This window comes from Streptomyces sp. NPDC020489 (assembly GCF_044386545.1).
Lineage (GTDB): Bacteria > Actinomycetota > Actinomycetes > Streptomycetales > Streptomycetaceae > Streptomyces.
The window spans coordinates 70,474-89,727 of the sequence record NZ_JBIRUZ010000017.1; the positions used below are offsets into that span (position 1 = coordinate 70,474).

General features: G+C 70.1%; 17 protein-coding genes. 13 read left to right on the forward strand and 4 right to left on the reverse strand.

Features of this window, described 5'->3' with window-relative positions; translation table 11 throughout:
* Positions 1–116: 116 nt before the first annotated feature.
* Complete coding sequence (locus ACH41F_RS35245; protein WP_398839251.1) at positions 117–782, forward strand: DUF4097 family beta strand repeat-containing protein; 666 nt, start codon at positions 117–119, stop codon at positions 780–782.
* A gap of 139 nt (positions 783–921) precedes the next feature.
* Here ACH41F_RS35245 and ACH41F_RS35250 read toward each other — a convergent pair whose 3' ends face one another.
* Entirely contained in the window at positions 922–2,241 is a 1,320-nt protein-coding gene (locus ACH41F_RS35250) for a multidrug effflux MFS transporter (RefSeq protein WP_398839067.1), read from the reverse strand.
* A gap of 448 nt (positions 2,242–2,689) precedes the next feature.
* On the opposite strand from ACH41F_RS35250, the gene ACH41F_RS35255 reads away from it, so the two are divergent.
* The 9 genes from ACH41F_RS35255 (at position 2,690) to ACH41F_RS35295 (ending at position 12,368) form a co-directional block, all read left to right on the forward strand.
* Positions 2,690–3,757 carry a 3-oxoacyl-[acyl-carrier-protein] synthase III C-terminal domain-containing protein gene (locus ACH41F_RS35255; protein WP_391243374.1) on the forward strand — a complete coding sequence of 356 codons (1,068 nt, stop codon included), beginning with the start codon at positions 2,690–2,692 and terminating at the stop codon, positions 3,755–3,757.
* Positions 3,758–3,825: 68 nt separating this feature from the next.
* Complete coding sequence (locus ACH41F_RS35260; RefSeq protein WP_391243377.1) at positions 3,826–4,380, forward strand: cupin domain-containing protein; 555 nt, start codon at positions 3,826–3,828, stop codon at positions 4,378–4,380.
* Positions 4,381–4,395: 15 nt separating this feature from the next.
* Positions 4,396–5,553 carry an aminotransferase class I/II-fold pyridoxal phosphate-dependent enzyme gene (locus ACH41F_RS35265; RefSeq protein WP_391243553.1) on the forward strand — a complete coding sequence of 386 codons (1,158 nt, stop codon included), beginning with the start codon at positions 4,396–4,398 and terminating at the stop codon, positions 5,551–5,553.
* Positions 5,550–6,545, forward strand: a complete 996-nt coding sequence (locus ACH41F_RS35270) for a methyltransferase (protein ID WP_391243380.1) — start codon at positions 5,550–5,552, stop codon at positions 6,543–6,545. Before ACH41F_RS35265 ends, ACH41F_RS35270 begins: the two co-directional genes overlap by 4 nt.
* A 42-nt stretch (positions 6,546–6,587) precedes the next feature.
* Positions 6,588–7,487, forward strand: coding sequence for an aromatic prenyltransferase (locus tag ACH41F_RS35275; RefSeq protein WP_391243383.1), 900 nt, complete (start codon positions 6,588–6,590; stop codon positions 7,485–7,487).
* A gap of 51 nt (positions 7,488–7,538) precedes the next feature.
* On the forward strand, positions 7,539–7,913 hold the full coding sequence (locus tag ACH41F_RS35280; protein WP_391243386.1) for a DoxX family protein: 375 nt from the start codon (positions 7,539–7,541) through the stop codon (positions 7,911–7,913).
* A gap of 81 nt (positions 7,914–7,994) precedes the next feature.
* Complete coding sequence (locus ACH41F_RS35285; protein WP_391243388.1) at positions 7,995–9,581, forward strand: AMP-binding protein; 1,587 nt, start codon at positions 7,995–7,997, stop codon at positions 9,579–9,581.
* A 186-nt stretch (positions 9,582–9,767) separates the two neighbouring features.
* The gene (gene metK / locus ACH41F_RS35290) at positions 9,768–10,979 is read left to right on the forward strand and encodes a methionine adenosyltransferase (protein WP_398839070.1); all 1,212 of its coding nucleotides are present in this window, start codon (positions 9,768–9,770) and stop codon (positions 10,977–10,979) included.
* A 270-nt stretch (positions 10,980–11,249) separates the two neighbouring features.
* Entirely contained in the window at positions 11,250–12,368 is a 1,119-nt protein-coding gene (locus tag ACH41F_RS35295; RefSeq protein WP_398839072.1) for a BTAD domain-containing putative transcriptional regulator, read from the forward strand.
* Positions 12,369–12,451: 83 nt separating this feature from the next.
* Here the strand turns inward: ACH41F_RS35295 and ACH41F_RS35300 are convergent, their stop codons facing one another.
* From ACH41F_RS35300 to ACH41F_RS35310, 3 genes are all read right to left on the reverse strand, one after another.
* Positions 12,452–14,008 carry a DHA2 family efflux MFS transporter permease subunit gene (locus ACH41F_RS35300; protein ID WP_391243397.1) on the reverse strand — a complete coding sequence of 519 codons (1,557 nt, stop codon included), beginning with the start codon at positions 14,006–14,008 and terminating at the stop codon, positions 12,452–12,454.
* 62 nt (positions 14,009–14,070) lie between these two features.
* Positions 14,071–14,538, reverse strand: coding sequence for a hypothetical protein (locus tag ACH41F_RS35305; RefSeq protein WP_391243400.1), 468 nt, complete (start codon positions 14,536–14,538; stop codon positions 14,071–14,073).
* 231 nt (positions 14,539–14,769) lie between these two features.
* A complete protein-coding gene (locus tag ACH41F_RS35310) occupies positions 14,770–15,681 on the reverse strand; it encodes an aromatic prenyltransferase (RefSeq protein WP_391243403.1) in 912 nt (303 codons plus the stop codon).
* 258 nt (positions 15,682–15,939) lie between these two features.
* Here ACH41F_RS35310 and ACH41F_RS35315 point away from each other — a divergent pair, with 258 nt between their 5' ends.
* Genes ACH41F_RS35315 through ACH41F_RS35325 form a run of 3 tightly spaced genes read left to right on the forward strand, consistent with a single transcriptional unit; the run spans position 15,940 to position 19,239 of the window.
* A complete protein-coding gene (locus tag ACH41F_RS35315; RefSeq protein WP_391243406.1) occupies positions 15,940–17,013 on the forward strand; it encodes a polyprenyl synthetase family protein in 1,074 nt (357 codons plus the stop codon).
* 29 nt (positions 17,014–17,042) lie between these two features.
* On the forward strand, positions 17,043–17,969 hold the full coding sequence (locus ACH41F_RS35320) for an aromatic prenyltransferase (protein ID WP_391243409.1): 927 nt from the start codon (positions 17,043–17,045) through the stop codon (positions 17,967–17,969).
* Positions 17,950–19,239, forward strand: a complete 1,290-nt coding sequence (locus tag ACH41F_RS35325) for a cytochrome P450 (RefSeq protein ID WP_398839075.1) — start codon at positions 17,950–17,952, stop codon at positions 19,237–19,239. The genes ACH41F_RS35320 and ACH41F_RS35325 overlap by 20 nt, the downstream gene beginning before the upstream one ends.
* The last annotated feature ends 15 nt before the right edge of the window (positions 19,240–19,254 follow it).

The window sequence follows — 19,254 nt, forward strand, 5'->3', positions numbered from 1 at the left end:
ACGCCTCTGAACTGCTAGTTCTCTTATCTAGTGCAACAAGCTTGTTGCCTGACTTGTAAATGCAACGTAGCTTTTCACTCATCGGAAACAGCAACGACAAGCCGCAGGAGATCACCGTGCAGACCTTCGCCACCCCCGCCGCCGTCACCGCCGTCCTGGACATCCCGGCCGGACGCATCCAGCTCATCGCCGCCGACCGCACCGACACCACCGTCGAGGTCCGCCCCGCCAACCCCGCCAGGAGCCGGGACGTGAAGGCCGCCGAGCAGATCACGGTCAGCCACGTCGACGGTGTCGTGCGCATCGAGGCGCCGGAGGCCAAGAACGAGCTCTTCGGCCCCTCCGGTGCCGTCGAGGTCACCGTCCAGCTGCCCGCCGGCTCACACGTGAGGGCCACCGCCTCCCAGGGTGAACTGCGCGGCGTCGGACGGCTCGGCGACGTCACCGTCGACGGCGCCCAGGGCCCGATCAAGCTCGACGAGACCGCCGGCGCCCGCCTGACCCTCCAGGCCGGTGACATCACCATCGGCCGCCTCGGCGGCGACGCCGAGATCAGCACCCAGCAGGGCGACCTGACCGTCGCCGAGGCCGTGCGCGGCACCGTCTCCCTGCGCACCCAGTCCGGCGACATCTCGGTCGGGGCCGCGCGCGGCGTCTCCGCCGCCCTCGACGCCGGCACCGGCTACGGCCGTGTCGACAACTCCCTCAAGAACGACGGCGACACCGCACTGACCCTGCACGCCAGCACCACCCACGGCGACATCACCGCCCGCAGCCTCTGACCACCGCGCCCCTTGAGAAGGGACCCGACAAGACCGCGCACGCATCACGCGGCGCACGCAGCACAAAGGCGGCGTACCCCGACCCGGTGTCGGAGTACGCCGCCGTGTTCGTGCGAGGAGGCGGAGGGAGGCGGCTGGTTCAGCGCTTGGGCGTCTCCGTCGGCCGGTTCTGCCAGGGGCGGCACACGGCCAGGAAGCAGGCCATCGCCAGCAGCGCGCTGCTCAGCTGGACCACGGCCAACGGCGTCGCCGTCTCCTTGCCGGACATGCCCACCAGCGAGGAGGCGATCGCCCCCATGACGAAGCACGACGTACCGACCAGCGCGGACGCCGACCCGGCGGCGTGCGGAGTACGCATCAGGGCAAGGGCGTTGGTGTTCGGCACGATCAGGCCCAGCGACGAGATCATCACGAACATGCAGCTCGCGATCCCGATCGTGCCGGGCTCCCCGAAGACACCCGTCGTCACCATCAGCAGGGCCGTCCCGCCGGCCGCGAGCACCGCGAGCCCGCAGCCGAGGACCTTGTCCAGGCGGACCCGGCCCACCAGCAGCTTGCCGTTGATCTGGCCGAGCAGCAGCAGACCGAAGGAGTTGAGGCCGAACAGCAGCGAGAAGGTCTGCGGGGACGCCCCGTAGATGTCCTGGATGACGAACGGCGAGGCGGCGATGTAGGAGAACAGCGCCCCGTACGCGAAGCCGTTCACCATCAGGTACCCGGTGAAGACCCGGTCGATGAAGAGCCCTCGCATGATCCACAGGGCCCCGCGCACCCCGCCGTTCTGGCGCCGCTCGGGCGGCAGGGTCTCCGGCAGCCGGCGCCAGACCAGCAGCGTCAGACCGATGCCCATCGCCGTCAGGACGACAAAGATGCCCCGCCAGCTGGTGACGTGCATGACCTGGCCGCCGATCACCGGTGCGGCGATCGGGGCGAGGCTGGATATCAGCAGCAGGGTGGAGAAGAACTTGGCCATGGCGAGACCGTCGTAGAGGTCGCGTACGACGGCCCTGGCGATGACGATGCCGGCCGCGCCGGCCAGTCCCTGGAGCACCCGGAAGGCGATGAGCAGCTCGGCGTTGGGGGCCAGGGCGCACATCGCGGCGGCGACGACGTACACCATCAGCCCGGCCATCAGTGGTCCGCGCCGGCCCCATCGGTCGCTCATCGGCCCCACTATGAGCTGCCCGATGGCCATGCCGATCAGGCACGCGGTGAGGGTCAGCTGGACGGTGCCGGCGGTCGAGCCCAGGCTGCGGGTGACCTCCGGCAGGGCCGGGAGGTACATGTCCATCGACATTGGCGGCACCGCGGCGAGGGCACCGAGGAGGAAGGTGACCAAGACGGAGGTCCGGCGTGCCGACCTGTCGGCGCCGGCCGTGTCTCCTCTGGCCTTCGACGGGGACCGCAGCCCTGGGAATCGCCTGCCTTTGGCGGTGGCTTCCTCGGCTTGCTGAGACATGCGCCCTCCGCGTCAGTCGTTTCGTGGCTATGGCCGATGCTCGCAGCAGACCGCTACAGAAACGCCAGCGCGCGGGTGGCGCCTGAGGTGAGCCCATAGTCCGGCAAGGCCGTCGGTGTGCCGGGGTCGAGACTCGTCAGTGCGCTGCTCGAGTCTGCCTCGGGATGGCTCGGAACCCCTTGGAACGGCCTTGGCGCGGGAGTTCGGACGTGTCACTATTTCTGCACGCCTTCCCTGCCCAAAATCATTTCCGGGGCAGGGGATTGAGCAGGTGTCTTACGGTTCTGAACCGGTGAGACCGCGTCCGTGCCGAGTCCGGCACGGTTTCCTCTCGTATCGAATCCCCGCGCGCCGCGGTGTTTTCTCCCGTGTGCTGCGCTCTCTCCGGAAGCTGTGCGCGGATTCTTCACGTACAGAAGGCAGACTCTAGAGAAAGTAGAGCCCAGATATGCCCAGGCTATGCAAGCCCGCGGTGAGCGCGCCGGAACACATCATCACGATCGACGAGACGCTTGAGTTCGCTGCCCAAGCCCATGCGGGAAAGCCGCAGCTTCCCTTGGCGCTCCGGCTGATCAAGAACACCGGAGTGCTGAAGCGGCATATCGTCCAGCCCATCGAGAAGACCCTCAAGCACCCGGGCCTGACGGAGCGCAACCGCATCTACGAGGCCGAGTCCAAGAACCTCACCCCGCCGGTCATCGAAGAGGCTCTGCGCAACGCCGACCTGGCCGCCCGTGACATCGACGCGATCATCTACGTGTCGTGCACCGGCTTCAGCATGCCGTCGCTGACCGCCTGGCTCATCAACCACCTCGGCTTCCGCTCCGACACCCGCCAGATACCCATCGCCCAGCTCGGCTGCGCGGCCGGCGGCGCGGCGGTCAACCGTGCCCACGACTTCTGCCTGGCCCACCCCGGCAGCAACGTCCTGATCGTCTCCTGCGAGCTGTGCTCGCTGTGCTACCAGCCCGACGCCGACGACATCGGCTCGCTGCTGTCCGACGGCCTGTTCGGCGACGCGGTCGCGGCCGCCGTGGTGCGCGGCAACGGCGGTGTCGGCATCGAGCTGGAGCGCAACGCCTCCTACCTCATCCCGCACACCGAGGACTGGATCTCCTACGCCGTCAAGGACACCGGCTTCCACTTCCAGCTGGACCGCCGCGTGCCCGGCACGATGGAGCCGCTCGCGCCGGTGCTGCGCGAGTTCGCCAAGGACCACAGCTGGGACGCCGGCAAGCTCGACTTCTACATCGTCCACGCCGGCGGTCCGCGCATCCTGGACGACCTCGCCAAGTTCCTCGAGGTCGACCGCATGGTGTTCCGCCACAGCTGGTCCACCCTCACCGAGTACGGGAACATCGCCAGCGCCGTCGTCTTCGACGCGGCCCGCAGGCTCTTCGAGGAGGACACCCCGGTCCAGGACGCCACCGGCCTGATCGCGGGCTTCGGCCCCGGCATCACCGCCGAGATGGCGCTGGGCCGCTGGAGCGTCGACGGTCCCGAAGAGCTGGACTGACGTCCCACGGGCACGCACCGGCACCCTCACTCGAGTGAAACTCTGCGCGGACAAAGGAAGCTGACCACATGACTGGCCTCATCCTCCCGCCCGGTCAGGGGCGAAAGCTGATCACCAAGGCGCAGGAAGTGACCTTCAAGGCCACGAAGGAGCACGGCTCCTCGATATCGATATTCGAGGTGGTCGTGCCGCCCGGGTTCGATGTCGGTGCGCATGTCCACAGCGATGCGCAGGAGTTCTTCTACGTCCTGGAAGGGGAGCTCCAGCTCCTGGCCTTCGAGCCGACGAAGCGCACCGAACAGGACTGGCACGAATGGGAGTCGCCCGACGGGGACAAGGTCGTCCGCGCCACCGAGGGTGCCTGCATGTTCGTGCCACCCGGAACTCCGCATGCCTTCAGGAACGCCTCCGACAAACCGGCGCGCATGCTGTTCCAGTGCTATCCGTCACCCATTCACGAGCAGTACTTCGAGGAGATCGCGGAGATCTGGGAGAACGGCGGGATCAACCCCGACGCCATCGACGAGATGCGCAAGCGCTACGACGTCAGCCAGATCACGCCGCAGCGCTTCGAACCGCCTGTCCTTCTCGACTCCCTGTCCTCCGAATCGCGCGGAGCGTAAACAGAGATGAGCGACATCGAAAAGATCCCCCTCGTTTTCGCGAGCCTGGGGGAACAGGAACTGGCGGCGGTCGCCGAGGTGTTCGCCTCGGGGTGGCCCGCCGGCCAGGGACCCAAGGGCAAGGCCCTGGAGGCTCAGCTGAAGGAACGGTACGGGGCCGGTGACGCGGTCGCGGTGAGCAACTGCGGCGCCGCCCTGCACCTGGCGATGCTCGCGTTCGGCGTCAAGCCGGGCGACGAGGTCATCGTCGCCGACTACACCTTCCCCGCGCCCGCGCACGCGGTGTGCTACGTCGGCGGGACCCCGGTCTTCGCCGACGTGCGCCCCGACACCGGCACCGTCGACCCGGAGGCGGTCGCCGCCCTGGTCACCGAGCGGACCGTGGGCATCATCGCCGTCGACGTCGTCGGACTGCCCGCCGACTACACGGAACTTCAGGCCATCGCCGACCGGCACGGCCTGTTCCTCATCGAGGACGCCGCCTGCGGCGTCGGCGCCACCTACCAGGGCCGGGAGGCGGGCTCGCTCGCCGAGGTGGCCTGTCTGTCCTTCCACGGACGCAAGGGCGCCACCAGCGGCGAGGGCGGTGCCCTCATCGCCACCGATCCGGCCATCGGGGCCAAGGCGCGGCAGCTGGCGTCCTTCGGCATCGGCAGCATCTTCGACATGGGCCAGGTCATCGGCCTGCCCATCCCCGAGTTCACCGAGATCGGCTACAACTTCAAGCTCTCCGACATCGCCGCGGCGATCCTCCAGGTGCAGCTCGGCCGTATCGAGGAGCTGATGCAGCGCCGCAACGCCGTCGCCGCCCGCTACGCCGAACTCTTCGCCGACGAGGAGCTGCTGACGGTGCCGCACGTGCCGGCGGACCGCACCCACTCCTGGCAGTCCTACCTGGTGACCCTGGACCCGAGCGTGGACCGCGGCGCCGTCGCCACCGAGCTGCGCGCCCAGGGCATCGGCACCCTGCACGGCACCTGGGCCAGCCATGTGCAGCCCGCCTTCAAGTCCCGGCAGGTGTGCCCGGTCTCGGCGGACCTCTTCCAGCGCAACCTCGGCATACCCATGCACGCCGAGCTGACCATGAGCCAGGTCGAGCGGGTCTCCGAGGTGCTGCGCAGCGCGCTGCGCACCCACGCGAAGACCGGCCGAATCTTGAAGGGAGCGGCATGACGAACAACCAGCCTGCACCGGACGGTGTGATGAGGCTGATCAACGGCTACTGGAACACCGGTGTCATCGGCGCCGCGGCCACCCACTCCGTCTTCACGCACCTGGAGAACGGCGCGGGCACGGCCGCGGAGGTGGCGGCCCGGGCCCAGATCTCGGAGCGGGGCGCGCAGAGCGTGCTCGACGGCCTGGTCAGCGTGGAGCTGGTGGTCCTCGAGGACGGGCGCTACCGCAACACCCCCGCGGCGTCGGAGTACCTCGTCGAGGGCAAGCCCGCCTCGCTGGCCGGCTTCGCCAAGCTCAAGCTCCAGCACACCGGCAGCCTCGTCGACCTGCCGGAGGTGGTCCGCGTCGGCGGTCCGCTCGCCGGCGGCGAGACCGAGGTGGCCGACAACCCGCACTGGGAGGGCATCGTCCCGGCCATCGCGGCGGTGTCGGTGCCGGCCGCGGAGACCGGCGTCGAGGCGCTCGGCATCGCGGACGCCGGTGAGATCTCGATCCTGGACGTGGGCGGCGGCTCGGGCATCTACTCGTCGATCTGGCTGAAGGCCAACCCGGCGGCCCGCGCGACCCAGCTCGACTGGGAGCCGATCAACGCGATCGCCCACCGCCTGGTCGGCGAGCACGGTGTGGGTGACCGTTTCACCACCATCGACGGTGACTTCCACACCACCGACTTCGGCGACGGCGAGTACGACATCGCGGTGTACTCCCACATCGCGCACCAGGAGAACGCCGAGAGCAACATCGAGGTCTTCTCCCGGCTGCGCAAGGCCCTCAAGCCCGGCGGTGCCCTGGTGGTCGCCGACTACGTCGTCGACGACGACCGTGCCGCCCCGGCGTTCCCGCTGCTGTTCGCCCTGGAGATGCTCCTCAAGAGCAACGAGGGCGGCACCTGGCGGCGCTCCGACTACCGCGACTGGCTGATCAAGGCAGGCTTCGAGGACGTCTCCTTCCACGCCGCCGCGCCGGCCACGATGGTCATCGCCCGCTAGCAGCACGTCAGTCCGTCGTGCCGACAACCGAACGGTGGGGATATGCGGGGCAACACCGACCCGGCAGATCTTTCGATCATCGAGGAAGTCTCCCGACTGGTGGGGGTGGACTGCTCGCGTCAGACGGTCCGGTCGATCCTGGCCGCCTACGGGGACACCCTCGACCAGGCCGTGGCCGCCTTCCGGGTGGCCACGGGGGAGCGCAACGCCGGTGACCTCGACTGCCGTTACACCATGCTCCCGGCGGCCCTGGACCCGTACGCGGTCGCCGTGGAGCACGGGCTGGTCGAGGCGACGGACCACCCGGTCGGCAGCCTGCTGGGGGAGCTCCACGCGGGGTTCCCCATCGGGTTCAGCGGCATCGACTTCGGGGTCGTCGGCGGGTTCAAGAAGACCTGGTCCTTCTTCCCGCTGGACGATCTCAAGCCGCTGTCCGAACTGGTCGCGCTGCCGTCGATGCCGGCGGCCGCCGCGGCGAACCTGGAGCTGTTCACCCGGTACGGCGTGGCCGAGAAGGTGAGCCTGGTCGGCATCGACTACCGGCACAGGTCGGTGAACCTGTACTTCGGGGCGGCGCCCGCCTCGGTGTTCCGGCGCGAGACGCTCACCTCGCTGCTGGCGGAGGTCGGGCTGCCCGCGCCGAGCGAGCGGCTGCTGCGGTTCGCCGGCGCGGCGTTCGGCCTGTACGCCACCGTCACCTGGGACTCCCCGAAGGTCCAGCGGATCACCGTCGCCGCCATGATCGACGACCCGCTGTCCCTGCCGGTGCCGATCGAGCCGGACATCGAGCACTTCCTGAAGAACTCCCCGTACCGCACCGACGGCCACCAGTTCGTCTACGCGATCACCGTGGCGCCCGCCGGGGAGTACCACAAGCTTCAGTCGTACTACCGGTGGCGGTCCCAGGTGGAGACCACCCTGCTGGTGCCCGACAGCCGCTGACAGGTGACCGGGCGCCGCCTCCTCCAGCCGAATCCGTCGAAGGAAACCCTGATGAACATTGCCCTGTGGATCGTCGCGGGTGTGCTGGGCGCGGCCTGCCTGGCGGGCGGTCTCCAGAAGCTGGTCCAGCCCAGGCAGAAGCTGGCCGCGGCCGGCTACGGCTGGGTCGACGACTTCGGCTCCGGCACCGTCAAGACCATCGGCGCCCTGGAGGTGCTCGCCGGGCTGGGCCTGATCCTCCCGGCCGCTCTCGACATCGCGCCGGTACTGGTGCCCCTGGCCGCCACCGGACTGGTGCTGCTGATGATCGGCGCTGCCCTGACGCACCAGCGCCGCAACGAGAAGCAGGCGATCGTGGTGAACGTGGTCCTGCTCGCCGTCGCCGCCTTCGTGGCGTGGGGCCGCTTCGGCCCGCACTCCTTCTGAGGCGAACCCCAGGTCCTCGTACCCCGCACGGCCGGCGACCGCCCGAACGTTCACCGCCCATCACAGAAGGAGACAGCCCAGATGAAGGGCTCCGTGGCCTATCAATCGATACAGAAGCGCGGTCTTCACATCGGCCTCCTGCCGGAGATGGCCGCCGCCGTCAACCCGTCGACCCCGATCACCCTCGACCACGACCTGGGCGTCCTGCCCGAGGCCGGACGGCGTCTGACGGTGGCCCAGTACGCCGAGTACGTCGACGACCTGGCCGGCCGGCTGTGGGCGGCCGGGGTCCGGCCCGACGAGCGTGTCGTCATCTACAAGACGGCCAACGCCGACCACTGGATGCTTGCCGCCGCCGTCTCCCGCATCGGCGGCGTCGTCGTGAACCTGTCGCCGGCGCTGGACCCCACCACCGTGGGCGTCCTGCTGGAGCGGGTCGACCAACCGACCCTGCTCACCGACGGCGCCAAGCTCGACATACTCGCCGACGTGCCGCTCGACGACCTCACCCGGCGCGTCATCACCTCGGCCGACCACCGGCCCGGGTCGATCTCGCTCGCCGAACTCGCGGGCAGCCCCCGGGTCAAGCCCGTCGTACGGCCCATCGACGAGGCCGCCGTCATCACCCACACCTCCGGCACCACCGGCATTCCCAAGCTGGTCGTGCACACGCCCCGCACCCAGGGCATCCGCCTCGTACCGCAGTGGCGGCTGCTGTCGCTGATGCGGAAGAAGGAGACCGTCGCGATCAACGTGCCCTTCGTGCACTCGCGGATGGTCGCGGCGATGTCCCTGGCGCTGCTGAAGGAGTACCCGGTCCTGCTGATGCGGGAGACCGGCCCCGCCGAGGTCGCCGAGCAGTTCGTCAAGCACCGGCCCGCGTTCATCGAGGCGCTGCCCAACTCCCTGATGGAGTGGGAGGAGCTCGCCGACGACCCGCGCGCCCCGTTCGGCTCGGTGAAGGTCTTCAGCTCCACCTTCGACGCCATCCACCCCGGCACCATGAGCAGGCTCCTGAAGGCCTCCGACCGCCGGGGCGCCCTGTTCTTCCAGATCTACGGGCAGAGCGAGGTCGGCCCCGCCGTGGGCCGCGCCTACTTCCGCAACTCCGCGCACAAGGCCAACGGCCGCTGTGTGGGCTGGGCCATGCCGAAGGGCGCCGCGCGGATCCGGGTGGTCAGCAGGGACGGCAACACCCCCTCCGAGACCAACCCGGGCTACATCGAGGTCGCCTGGGACGGCATCGCCAAGACCTACTTCGGCGAGCAGGAGCGCTACGACGCCAACCGCGACGGCGAGTGGTGGCGCACCGGCGACGTCGGTTACCGCACCAAGTGGGGCTGTCTGCACATGCTCGACCGCGAGGTCGACATGATCCCCGGCGTCAAGAGCTCCCTGGAGATCGAGGACGTCGTGCTGGGCCAGCTGCACGAGCTGACCGAACTGGTCGTGGTGCAGGGCCCCGACTCCCGGCCCGTCCCGGTGATCTGCACCGTCGACGACAAGCCCCTGGACATGAACCGCTGGCGCGTCGCCGTCACCGCGTTCCCCCAGCTCGCCGACCCCGTCCAGATCCCGCAGGCCGAGCTGCCCAGGACCGCCACGCTGAAGGTGCAGCGCCTCGCACTGGCCCGGCGGTTCGAGGAGCAGCTCCAGAAGTCCGCGTAAGTGGTGATCGGCACGCCGTCACGGTCGTGGGGTCCGACGCCCTGACCCCCGGCCGGACGGCGGCCGAGCCGGCAGACGTGACGAAGACCGCCTGAACCGCCGCAGGCCGCGGCAGTGCCCCGTGAGCGGCGGGGCACTGCCGCGTTCACCGCATTCCCCTGTCCGTCCCAGTCACCTTGGAGAGTCATGTCCCGCCGCCTGTTCACCTCGGAGTCCGTGACCGAGGGACACCCAGACAAGATCGCCGACCAGATCAGCGACGCGATCCTCGACGCGCTGCTGCGCCAGGACCCCACCTCGCGCGTGGCGGTGGAGACGCTGATCACCACCGGCCAGGTGCACATCGCCGGCGAGGTGACGACCAACGCGTACGCCGACATCGCCACGATCGTCCGGGAGAAGATCCTCGACATCGGCTACGACTCCTCGGCCAAGGGTTTTGACGGTGCGTCGTGTGGTGTGTCGGTGTCGATCGGTGCGCAGTCGGCGGACATCGCGCAGGGAGTCGACGCCGCGTACGAGACGCGGGTCGAGGGCGACGACGACGAGCTGGACCGGCAGGGTGCGGGCGACCAGGGCTTGATGTTCGGGTATGCCACGGACGAGACGCCGAACCTGATGCCGCTGCCGATCGAGCTGGCCCACCGGCTTTCGCGCCGTTTGACGGAGGTCCGCAAGGACGGGACGGTCCCGTATCTGCGTCCGGACGGCAAGACGCAGGTCACCATCGAGTACGACGGTGACAAGGCGGTGCGCCTGGACACGGTGGTGGTGTCCTCGCAGCACGCGGCGGACATCGATCTGGAGTCGCTGTTGACGCCGGACATCCGGCACGAGGTCGTCGAGCATGTGCTCGCGCAGCTCGCGGATGAGGGGATCAAGCTGGAGACGGAGGGCTACCGGCTGCTGGTGAACCCGACCGGTCGCTTTGAGATCGGTGGTCCGATGGGTGATGCGGGTCTGACGGGCCGGAAGATCATCATCGACACCTATGGCGGGATGGCCCGCCATGGTGGGGGTGCGTTCTCGGGCAAGGACCCGTCCAAGGTGGACCGTTCGGCGGCGTACGCGATGCGGTGGGTCGCCAAGAACGTCGTCGCCGCCGGTCTTGCCTCACGCTGCGAGGTGCAGGTGGCGTACGCGATCGGCAAGGCCGAGCCGGTGGGCCTGTTCGTGGAGACCTTCGGCACCCACACGGTGCCCGTCGCCACGATCGAGGACGCCATCACCGAGGTCTTCGACCTGCGCCCCGCCGCCATCATCCGCGACCTCGAACTCCTGCGGCCCGTCTACTCGCAGACCGCCGCCTACGGCCACTTCGGCCGTGAGCTGCCGGACTTCACCTGGGAACGCACCGACCGCGCCGAGGCCCTGCGCAAGGCGGCGGCCGAGGACTGACGCCACCACCAGGACACCCCCGGCCCACCAGCCGGCGGGGAGCGGCTTCCCTACCCCCGCGCCGCCGCTCCCCGCCGACCAGGCCCCCGGGTCGCCCCGCCCACCCACCCCACCATTTTCGGCCACGCCACTTGAGCGTCACTAAAGGATCGGTCGGCGCCCGCTCGGCACGCAGAACCCCGCCCTCCGCCCTCCCGCACAATGGCTGCACAATTGCCCGCCCGAAATCCACGACAGGTGAAACACACCCGTGGAAAGGGGAGTTCACGGATGGCGGACGAGAGGGTCGACACCGGCATCGCGAGCCCCGGCACTCCGGATGCGTGGCGCATCGCGGAACTGGAACGCGAGGTACGCGAGCTTCGCCGTACGAACCAGGCGCTGCGCATCCGCGTGGCGAGAGAACACGCACGCGCACGCGACGACGCGACCACGGCACCCGGGCGAGCGGAGGACGCCCGGCGGCCCGCACCGCGCCCCATGGTCGCCTTCCGCGCCCTGGGTCCCATCGAGGCCGTCGTCGACGACCGCCTCGTCGACCTGGGCGCCCCCAAACAGCGCGCCCTGCTGGCCCTGCTGGTCAGCAAGGTGGGCCGACCGGTGGCCTGCGACGCGATCGTCGAGGAGCTGTGGACCGGACACCCGCCGCCGGCGGCCGTCTCCTCCCTCCACGCCTACGTCGCCAACCTGCGGCGGGTACTGGAACCCGGCCGCGCGCCCCGGACCCGGCCCACCGTGCTGCGCACCTACGGGCGCGGCTACCTGCTCGACCGCCGGATGGTCGAGGTCGACGTCCACCACTTCGACGAACGCGCCGCCGCCGGCCGGCAGGCACTGGACCGGGGCGACCCGCTGTCCGCGGTCCACGAGTTCGAAGGGGCGCTGGCGCTGTGGCGCGGACCCGCCTACGCCGAGGTCGCGGAGACCGCCTGCGTACGGCCGGACGTGGCGCGCCTGGAGGAGCTGCGGCTGTCGGTGGTCGAGGGGCGCTGCGCGGCCCTGCTCGCGGCCGGCGCCCACGAGATCGCGGTGGCCGAGCTGGAGGCCTTCGTCCAGGACCATCCCTTACGCGAGTACGGCTGCGAACTGCTGGGCCTGGCCCTGTACCGGGCGGGCCGGCAGGCCGACGCGCTGGCGGTCCTGCGCACCAACCAGCGCAGGCTCGCCGAGGAGCTGGGGATCGATCCCCGGCCGGCGCTGCAACTGCTGGAGCAGCAGATCCTCACCCACGCGCCGTCCCTGGACTGGCGACCGCGGCCCCGGGCGGCCATGCAGCCGGCCCGGCGCCCCACGCCCGCCACGGACCAGCACGCACCGCACTGGAACACCCGCCGCCCGCTGTCCGGGCACGGCGCACTGCGCCACTCACCCCTGCCGGCCGAGCTGTAGCCCACACGAAAGCACCACCCCCGGACGGATCCGGGGGTGGTGCTTTCGTGTTCTGCCGCGAGGGCGTGCAGCTCAGGCCACGCTCACGCCTTGGCGGTCTGGTTGGTGGGCGACTGCGTGCGGACCTCGGTGGTCTCGACGGCCGGCGCCTCCTCCGCCAGCACACCGGCGGCCTCCGCGTGCGCGTCCCGCTTCTCGGCGCTCACCTGGCCGAGCAGGAACAGGGCGATCACACCCGCGGCGGCGAGCACACCCGCGCCGACGTACAGCGCCAGCGCGAAGCCGTCGGAGGCGACCGCGGCCGGGTTGCCGTCGCCGGCGTGGTCGGTGATGTACCGCAGCGCGACGGGCACCAGGGTCGCGAGGCCGAGAGCCGCGCCGATCTGCTGCATCGACGTCTGCACACCGGAGGCCAGACCCGCGTCCTGCCCGGTGACCTCGTGCAGACCACCGTTGATCAGGACGGGGAAGCCCATGCCGTTGAACAGCGCGAAGACCACCAGGCCGGGCATGACCCCGCCGACGTAACTGGCGTCCGGGGCGAAGCCGCTCGCGGCGATGAACTGGCCGAGGGCGGAGCCGAAGAACGCGATGACCACCAGGGGCTTGACGCCGATGCGGGGCATCAGCGCGGTGGACACACCCATGCCCACACCCGTCGCGATGGTGAGCGGGATGTAGGCCAGACCCGTCTCCATCGGCGAGTAGTCGAGCACCTGCTGGAGGAACAGCGTCGCCACGAACGCGTAGGTGTAGAAGGACGCGAACGACATCATGCTGACGACGTTGCTCGTCACACGCGTGCGGTTGTTGAAGAAGCGCAGCGGGATCATCGGCTCGGGAACACGCGACTCCCACACGGCCGTGAAGATCAGCGCGGCGATACCGCCCGCCAGCGGCAGCAGCACGTTCGAGGAGCCCCAGGAGTCCTCGGCGGCCTCCAGCAGACCGTAGACGACGGCCACCAGACCGCCGGTGACGGTGACCGCACCGACCAGGTCCAGGCTCTGGCCGTCACGGCGGGCCATCCGGCTCTCCGGCATCAGGCGCGGGATCATCAGCAGCGCCAGCACCACGATCGGGATGTTGATGTAGAACACCCAGCGCCAGTCGATGAAGTCGGTCACCAGACCACCGACGACCGAGCCGACCGCACCGCCGAGCGCCGCCAGTCCGCCCCAGATGCCCAGCGCCTTGGCGCGCTCCTTGGAGTCGGTGAACAGCACGGCGATCAGACCCAGCGCGGCCGGGGCCGCGAGCGCCTCACCGAAGCCCTGCAGGAACCGGCCCGCGACGAGCAGACCGGGGCTGTTCGCGGCGCCGCACATGATGGAGGAGACGCCGAAGAGCAGAACACCTGTCACGAACACCCTGCGGCGGCCGAGCAGGTCGGCGATCCGCCCGCCCAGCAGCAGGAAGCCGGCGGCCATCAGCAGATAGCCGTTGACCACCCAGGCGAGCCCCTCGGTGGAGAAACCGAGATCGTCCTGGATGTTGGGGAGCGCGATGTTCACCACGGTGACGTCCAGCATGAGCATGAACTGCACCGCGGTGAGGACGGCCAGCGCCTTCCAGCGCCGGGGGTCGCCGCCGGTCCGGCCGCCTGCCGGGTCTAGTGAATCTTTGCTTGAGATACTCATGACGTTAGTGGTCTCCCAGGGATCCGGGGCCGGACGGTTCCTTCCGCTGGCCGGTGTGGTGACTAGCCGACGATGTAGCGCTGGACCGTGGGCGTGAGGAGCTCGACGATCTCGTCGATCGACGCCGACGCGATCGGCTCCACGCGCAGGACGTAACGCCACAGGAAAACGCCCCACAGCTGCGAGGCCGAGGCGTTGATGTTGATCGCCTTGATGCTGAGCTTGCCGGCGAGCTCGTCGATGCTCAGCGGGTCCTCGTCAAGGGCGACGCCCGCCTGCGCGAAGACCTGCGCGGAGAACAGGTTGCGCATCGGCTCCGCGCCCTCCTCGCTCGCGGTCGCGGTGCGCACGGCCTGGAGGAGCCGCGGCTGCCACTCGGGGTCCTCGAAGAACTCCAGAGTGAGCCGGACGATGTTCTCGGCAAGCTTCTCGCGCGGCCCGTTGTACGCTGCCGCGCCCGCCTTCGCGAATGCCTCGCCATAGGCGGTGATGATGGCCTGCTGTTCTTCGACTTCGGTCGCAGTAGACATGCGTGCTCACCCTCCAGGTGAAAACATCGGCTATCGCGGGAATGGTCACCCATTCCGCTTGCCGTCGACTTGCCAGGCACTTGGTGCGGACTTGACGCCCGCTGTCGGCACATCCGGACCCGAATGGATCGGCCCGGTTCGAATAGAGAATCGATCGTGAAGGGATCGAGTCGCGGCAAGACTTTGCCGCCGCCCGCTCGAGTCTCACCACAGAGCGGGTCGACTTGCGCTTTATGCCGCGGCGTCGTGCCGGTCGGCGGCGAAAGCGGCGTTCGAGGACCCTTGCGCCTTCTGGACGTAGGCGGCGAGCTTGTAGTACGCCTCGCCGGACGGCGCCAGCGCCACCGCGGAGACGAACTCGCGGCCCCCCTCGTACACATGGGGCACCTCGCGCGCGAACTTGTCGATGTCCGGGTCGAAGGGCGCCGGCAGCTCCTGCGGGTTCTTCGTCTTCACCGAGAAGCAGATGCGCTCGACCGCGGAGGAGTCCCAGTTGAAGGTGGGATAGATGGAGAAGGACCGCTTCACGAACTCCGCGACCCGCTCGTCCGGCTCCGGGAACCCCAGCGCGCGCACCAGCGCGAGCTTGGTCTCCGGCTCCACCGCCTGCATGGCGAGGTACACGTTCAGGGTGCGCTTGGGGTAGTTGACCCCGATGGCCGACACCGTGTGGTCCAGGCCGAGGCGGGTCAGGAGGTCCGCGTGCCCGGTCAGGGCGGGCGGCATGGACGGGATGCCCGCGAACTTCGCCGCCGGCGGGAAGTCGTCGAGCGGGAAGAAGGCGTACGACTTCTTGAAGCCGCCGATGATGCCGTACTCGACGCCGTAGCTGGCGATGGCGCAGCGCGCCTGGACCTCCGCCAGCAGCGAGCCGACCGGGTGGTCCGTCTCCTCGATGAGGCCGTGGGCCAGCGCGGTGGCGTAGGGGTCGGCGCCCTGGGGGGACACCGAGAAGTCGAAGTCGAGCTCCCCGCGATGGCTGTCACCGGCCGCCATGCTGAAGACGATGTGGGCCACCGGGAGTTCGTCCCCGAATGCCGTCACGGCCGGCGAGAGCTGCTCGGGTGAGAAAGGCACATCCAGCAGCCGGGCCATTTCCTCGACCGCCGAATAGACCTTGTCCAATCCAGCGGGTTCCGGCATGAGGTCCTCCAAGGGTCGGGTTACGTGCGCGACATACGGCACGACCCTCAGCCACCGCGCTCGGCAATGGCTCGGATTCCGGTCGAGCAGGCCCGCCCCTTTCTCCCGCGGGCCCCTTTCCCGCCGGTCACCTGCCGTTCCGCTTGGCTTCCACTCCAACCACGCTCCAGCTCCGCTGCATTCGCACCGCGCAATCTGACGCGGTCACCCCTTCGCGTTTGTCGCCACAGCGCAAAGCTCTGTCCAAGGAGATGTGTCGTGACCACTGAAGTGATCCCCCGGACCGTCCGGGCCCAGGAGTCGGCCGCCTCCGCCCGGCGCACCGTCGAGGAGTTGCTGGGGCGCGTACAGGACCGGCTCGTCTCCTTCCTCGCCGCCGAACGCGCCCGCTACGCCGAGGTCGACGAGCGGGCCGTCGTCGCCATCGACGCGCTGAGCGACCTGGTCGAGGCCGGCGGCAAGCTGGTCCGCCCGGCGTTCTGCATCGCCGGCTACCTCGCCGCGGGCGGCGACCGCGACGACCCCGGCATCATCGACGCGGCCGCGGCCCTGGAGCTGCTGCACATCTCCGCCCTCGTCCACGACGACGTCCTGGACGACTCCCGCACCCGCCGCGGCAAGCCCGCCGTGCACGTCCTGCACTCCACGCTGCACCGCAGCCGCGGCTGGCAGGGCGAGTCCCGCCGGTTCGGTGAGGGCGTCGCCCTCCTCGTCGGCGACCTCGCGCTGGTCTACTCCGACGAGCTGATGTCCGGCGCCCCCTCCGGCGGCCTCGCCGAATGGCACCGGCTGCGCTCCGAGGTGATGATCGGCCAGTACATGGACGTCGCCGCGGCCGCCGAGTTCTCCGTCGACCCGGCGCTGTCCCGGCTGATCGCCCTGATCAAGTCCGGGCGGTACACCATCCACCGCCCCCTGGTCGTCGGCGCGAGCGCGGCGGGCCGCGCCGACCTCGCCCCCGCCCTCGCCGAGTACGGCGAGGCCGTCGGTGAGGCGTTCCAGCTCCGCGACGACCTGCTCGACGCGTTCGGCGACGCCGCCCAGACCGGCAAGACCGCCGGCCTCGACTTCAGCCAGCACAAGATGACCCTGCTGCTGGGCTGGGCGATGCAGCGCGACGACCGCATCCGCGGCCTCATCACCGAACCGGGACACACCCCCGACGAGGTGCGCGCCCGGCTGCTGGACACCGGCGTCCCCGACGACGTCGAACGGCACATCGCCGGCCTCGTCGAGAAGGGCCGCGCGGCCATCGACGACGCGCCCATCGCCCAGGAGTGGCGCGCCGAGCTGTCCAACATGGCCCTGCGCGTGGCCTACCGCAACAAGTGACCTGCCCGAGCACGACAGTTGGAGGAAGAATGTCGGGAAGCACGCAGCTGGCGGACCTCCTGGCCGGTGTCGAGGAATCGGCGGGGCTCATCGACGTCGCCTGCGCGCGCGAGAAGGTCCTGCCCATCCTCGAGGCGTACGAGGACGCGCTCCCCCACGCCGTCATCGCCTTCCGGGTGGCGACCAACGCCCGCCACGAGGGGGAGTTCGACTGCCGCTTCACGATGCCCCGGACCATCGACCCCTACCTGCGGGCCCGCGACCACGGCCTGATCACCGAGACGGGCCGCCCCGCGGAGTCCCTCCTCGCCGACATCCAGCGCCACTGCCCCATCGACAGCTACGGCATCGACTTCGGGATCGTCGGCGGCTTCCGCAAGATCTGGGTGTACTTCCCCGGCGGCGAGGGCCAGAGCCTCGCCACGCTCCGCGACCTGCCGTCGATGCCGCCGAGCCTCGCCGAGAACTTCGCCTTCTTCGCCGACCGCGGACTGTCCGAGAAGGTCGACGTCGTCGCCATCGACTACCGCAGCAACACCGTCAACCTGTACTTCACCGGCTTCCCCGACGCACTGCACCACCCCTCGGAGGTCCTGGGCATGCACCGCGCCCTGGGCATGCCCGACCCCAGCGAGCAGATGCAGGCGTTCTGCGGGAAGGCCTTCGGCCTCTACGCCACGCTGAGCTGGGACTCCCCGCGGATCGAACGCCTCGCCTTCGGCGTGAAGACCCAGGACCCGCTGTCGCTGCCCGCCCGCCTCGGCCCGAAGATCGAGCACTTCCTCGCGCACATGCCCTACGGCCGCGAGGACCCGAAGATGGTGTACGCGGCGATGACGGCGTCCGGCGAGGAGTACTACAAGCTCCAGCCGTACTACCGCTTCCAGACCCGCAGCCGGCTGGACCAGATGCCCTCGGTCGAGGACGCCGCCGACGATGTCTCCGCAGCCGCGTAGCGCGAACGGCCCCCTGGAGTTCCGCTTCAGCCGGATGGAGCGGCTCCTCGGGGGCCACCCGGTCCGCACCGTGTCGGTGGACGGCGAGAGGGCCGAGTTCGTCACCGACCCGGCCCTGGTCCACCGCGTCCTGATCAAGGACGGCAAGCGCTACGGCAAGGGCGAGCTCTTCCAGAAGGCCAGGCTGCTCAGCCGCGCGGGGCTCCTCGCGCAGGACGACGTCCTGCACCGGCACTACCGGCGGCTGGCCCACCCGTACCTGCGCGGCGCGGCCGTCGCCGACCACACCCCGGTCATGGCGGAGGTCGCCCGCGACACCGCCGCCGCGTGGCGGACCGGACAGGAGGTCGACGTCCAGGCCGCGATGTGCCGGGCGGCCGCCGCGATCGCGCTGCGGACCCTCTTCGCCGGGCTCACCCGCGAGGCGTCGAGCAGGCTGGAGCGCCAACTCGCCGTCGTGGCCTGGGAGTTGATCAGCAAGCCGCTGTACGGCAACGCGGCGGCGCGGGCCCGGCGGCAGAGCACGTCCCGGCGCTCGGCGCAGGCCTTCGCGGACCTCCGCGCGCTCATCGCCGCCCAGTTGGACTCCCCGGACGCCACGGCGGGCTACCTCGCGGCCCTGCTGTCGGACCCCGGGCGCCCCGGCACCCCCGCGCTGAGCGCCGACGAGGTCTGCGGCGAGGCCGTGATGATGCTGACCGCGGCCACCGTCACCACCGCCTCGGTGATGTCCTGGGCCCTGTACACGCTGTCCGAGCACCCTCTGATCGAGGAGAAGGTCCTCAAGGACCTGGCCCGCACGGCCGCCGCGGGCGACAGCGACCGCGTCGGCCACGGGCACGGCCCGCCCGGCTACACCCTGCGGTTCCTGATGGAGGTGCTGCGCCTGTACCCGCCGGTGTGGATCACCTGCCGCAGGACCCTCGCCGACGTCACCCTCGGCGACCGCGCGCTGCGCGCCGGCACCCACGTGATGTTCAGCTCCTACCTCCTGCACCGCGACCCCGCCCGCTACCCGGACCCGCACCGCTTCGACCCCGACCGCTGGCTGACCCTGAGACCGTCCGCGCACGACGCCTCCTACCTCCCCTTCGGCGCCGGTGCCCGGGGGTGCGTGGGGGAGGCGTTCGCCTGGAAGGAGCTGGAGATCCTGCTCGGCGCGGTGGTCCGCGAGTGGCGGCTGACCCTCCCGCCGGGCGGCCGGGTCCGCGCGGCGGCGCACACCACCTTGCACCCCCAGCGGCTGCTCATGCTCCCCGAGCCGCGCTAGCCCGCCACCGTCCCC

What these genes read in the sequence shown, in the direction of transcription:
- ACH41F_RS35270 (WP_391243380.1), top strand. Translation starts at nt 5,550, where the DNA reads ATGACGAACAACCAGCCTGCACCGGACGGTGTGATGAGGCTGATCAAC.
- ACH41F_RS35300 (WP_391243397.1), bottom strand. Translation starts at nt 14,008, where the DNA reads ATGAGTATCTCAAGCAAAGATTCACTAGACCCGGCAGGCGGCCGGACC.
- ACH41F_RS35325 (WP_398839075.1), top strand. Translation starts at nt 17,950, where the DNA reads ATGTCTCCGCAGCCGCGTAGCGCGAACGGCCCCCTGGAGTTCCGCTTC.
- ACH41F_RS35310 (WP_391243403.1), bottom strand. Translation starts at nt 15,681, where the DNA reads ATGCCGGAACCCGCTGGATTGGACAAGGTCTATTCGGCGGTCGAGGAA.
- ACH41F_RS35320 (WP_391243409.1), top strand. Translation starts at nt 17,043, where the DNA reads ATGTCGGGAAGCACGCAGCTGGCGGACCTCCTGGCCGGTGTCGAGGAA.
- ACH41F_RS35260 (WP_391243377.1), top strand. Translation starts at nt 3,826, where the DNA reads ATGACTGGCCTCATCCTCCCGCCCGGTCAGGGGCGAAAGCTGATCACC.
- ACH41F_RS35305 (WP_391243400.1), bottom strand. Translation starts at nt 14,538, where the DNA reads ATGTCTACTGCGACCGAAGTCGAAGAACAGCAGGCCATCATCACCGCC.
- ACH41F_RS35275 (WP_391243383.1), top strand. Translation starts at nt 6,588, where the DNA reads ATGCGGGGCAACACCGACCCGGCAGATCTTTCGATCATCGAGGAAGTC.
- ACH41F_RS35250 (WP_398839067.1), bottom strand. Translation starts at nt 2,241, where the DNA reads ATGTCTCAGCAAGCCGAGGAAGCCACCGCCAAAGGCAGGCGATTCCCA.
- ACH41F_RS35255 (WP_391243374.1), top strand. Translation starts at nt 2,690, where the DNA reads ATGCCCAGGCTATGCAAGCCCGCGGTGAGCGCGCCGGAACACATCATC.
- ACH41F_RS35295 (WP_398839072.1), top strand. Translation starts at nt 11,250, where the DNA reads ATGGCGGACGAGAGGGTCGACACCGGCATCGCGAGCCCCGGCACTCCG.
- ACH41F_RS35285 (WP_391243388.1), top strand. Translation starts at nt 7,995, where the DNA reads ATGAAGGGCTCCGTGGCCTATCAATCGATACAGAAGCGCGGTCTTCAC.
- metK (WP_398839070.1), top strand. Translation starts at nt 9,768, where the DNA reads ATGTCCCGCCGCCTGTTCACCTCGGAGTCCGTGACCGAGGGACACCCA.
- ACH41F_RS35280 (WP_391243386.1), top strand. Translation starts at nt 7,539, where the DNA reads ATGAACATTGCCCTGTGGATCGTCGCGGGTGTGCTGGGCGCGGCCTGC.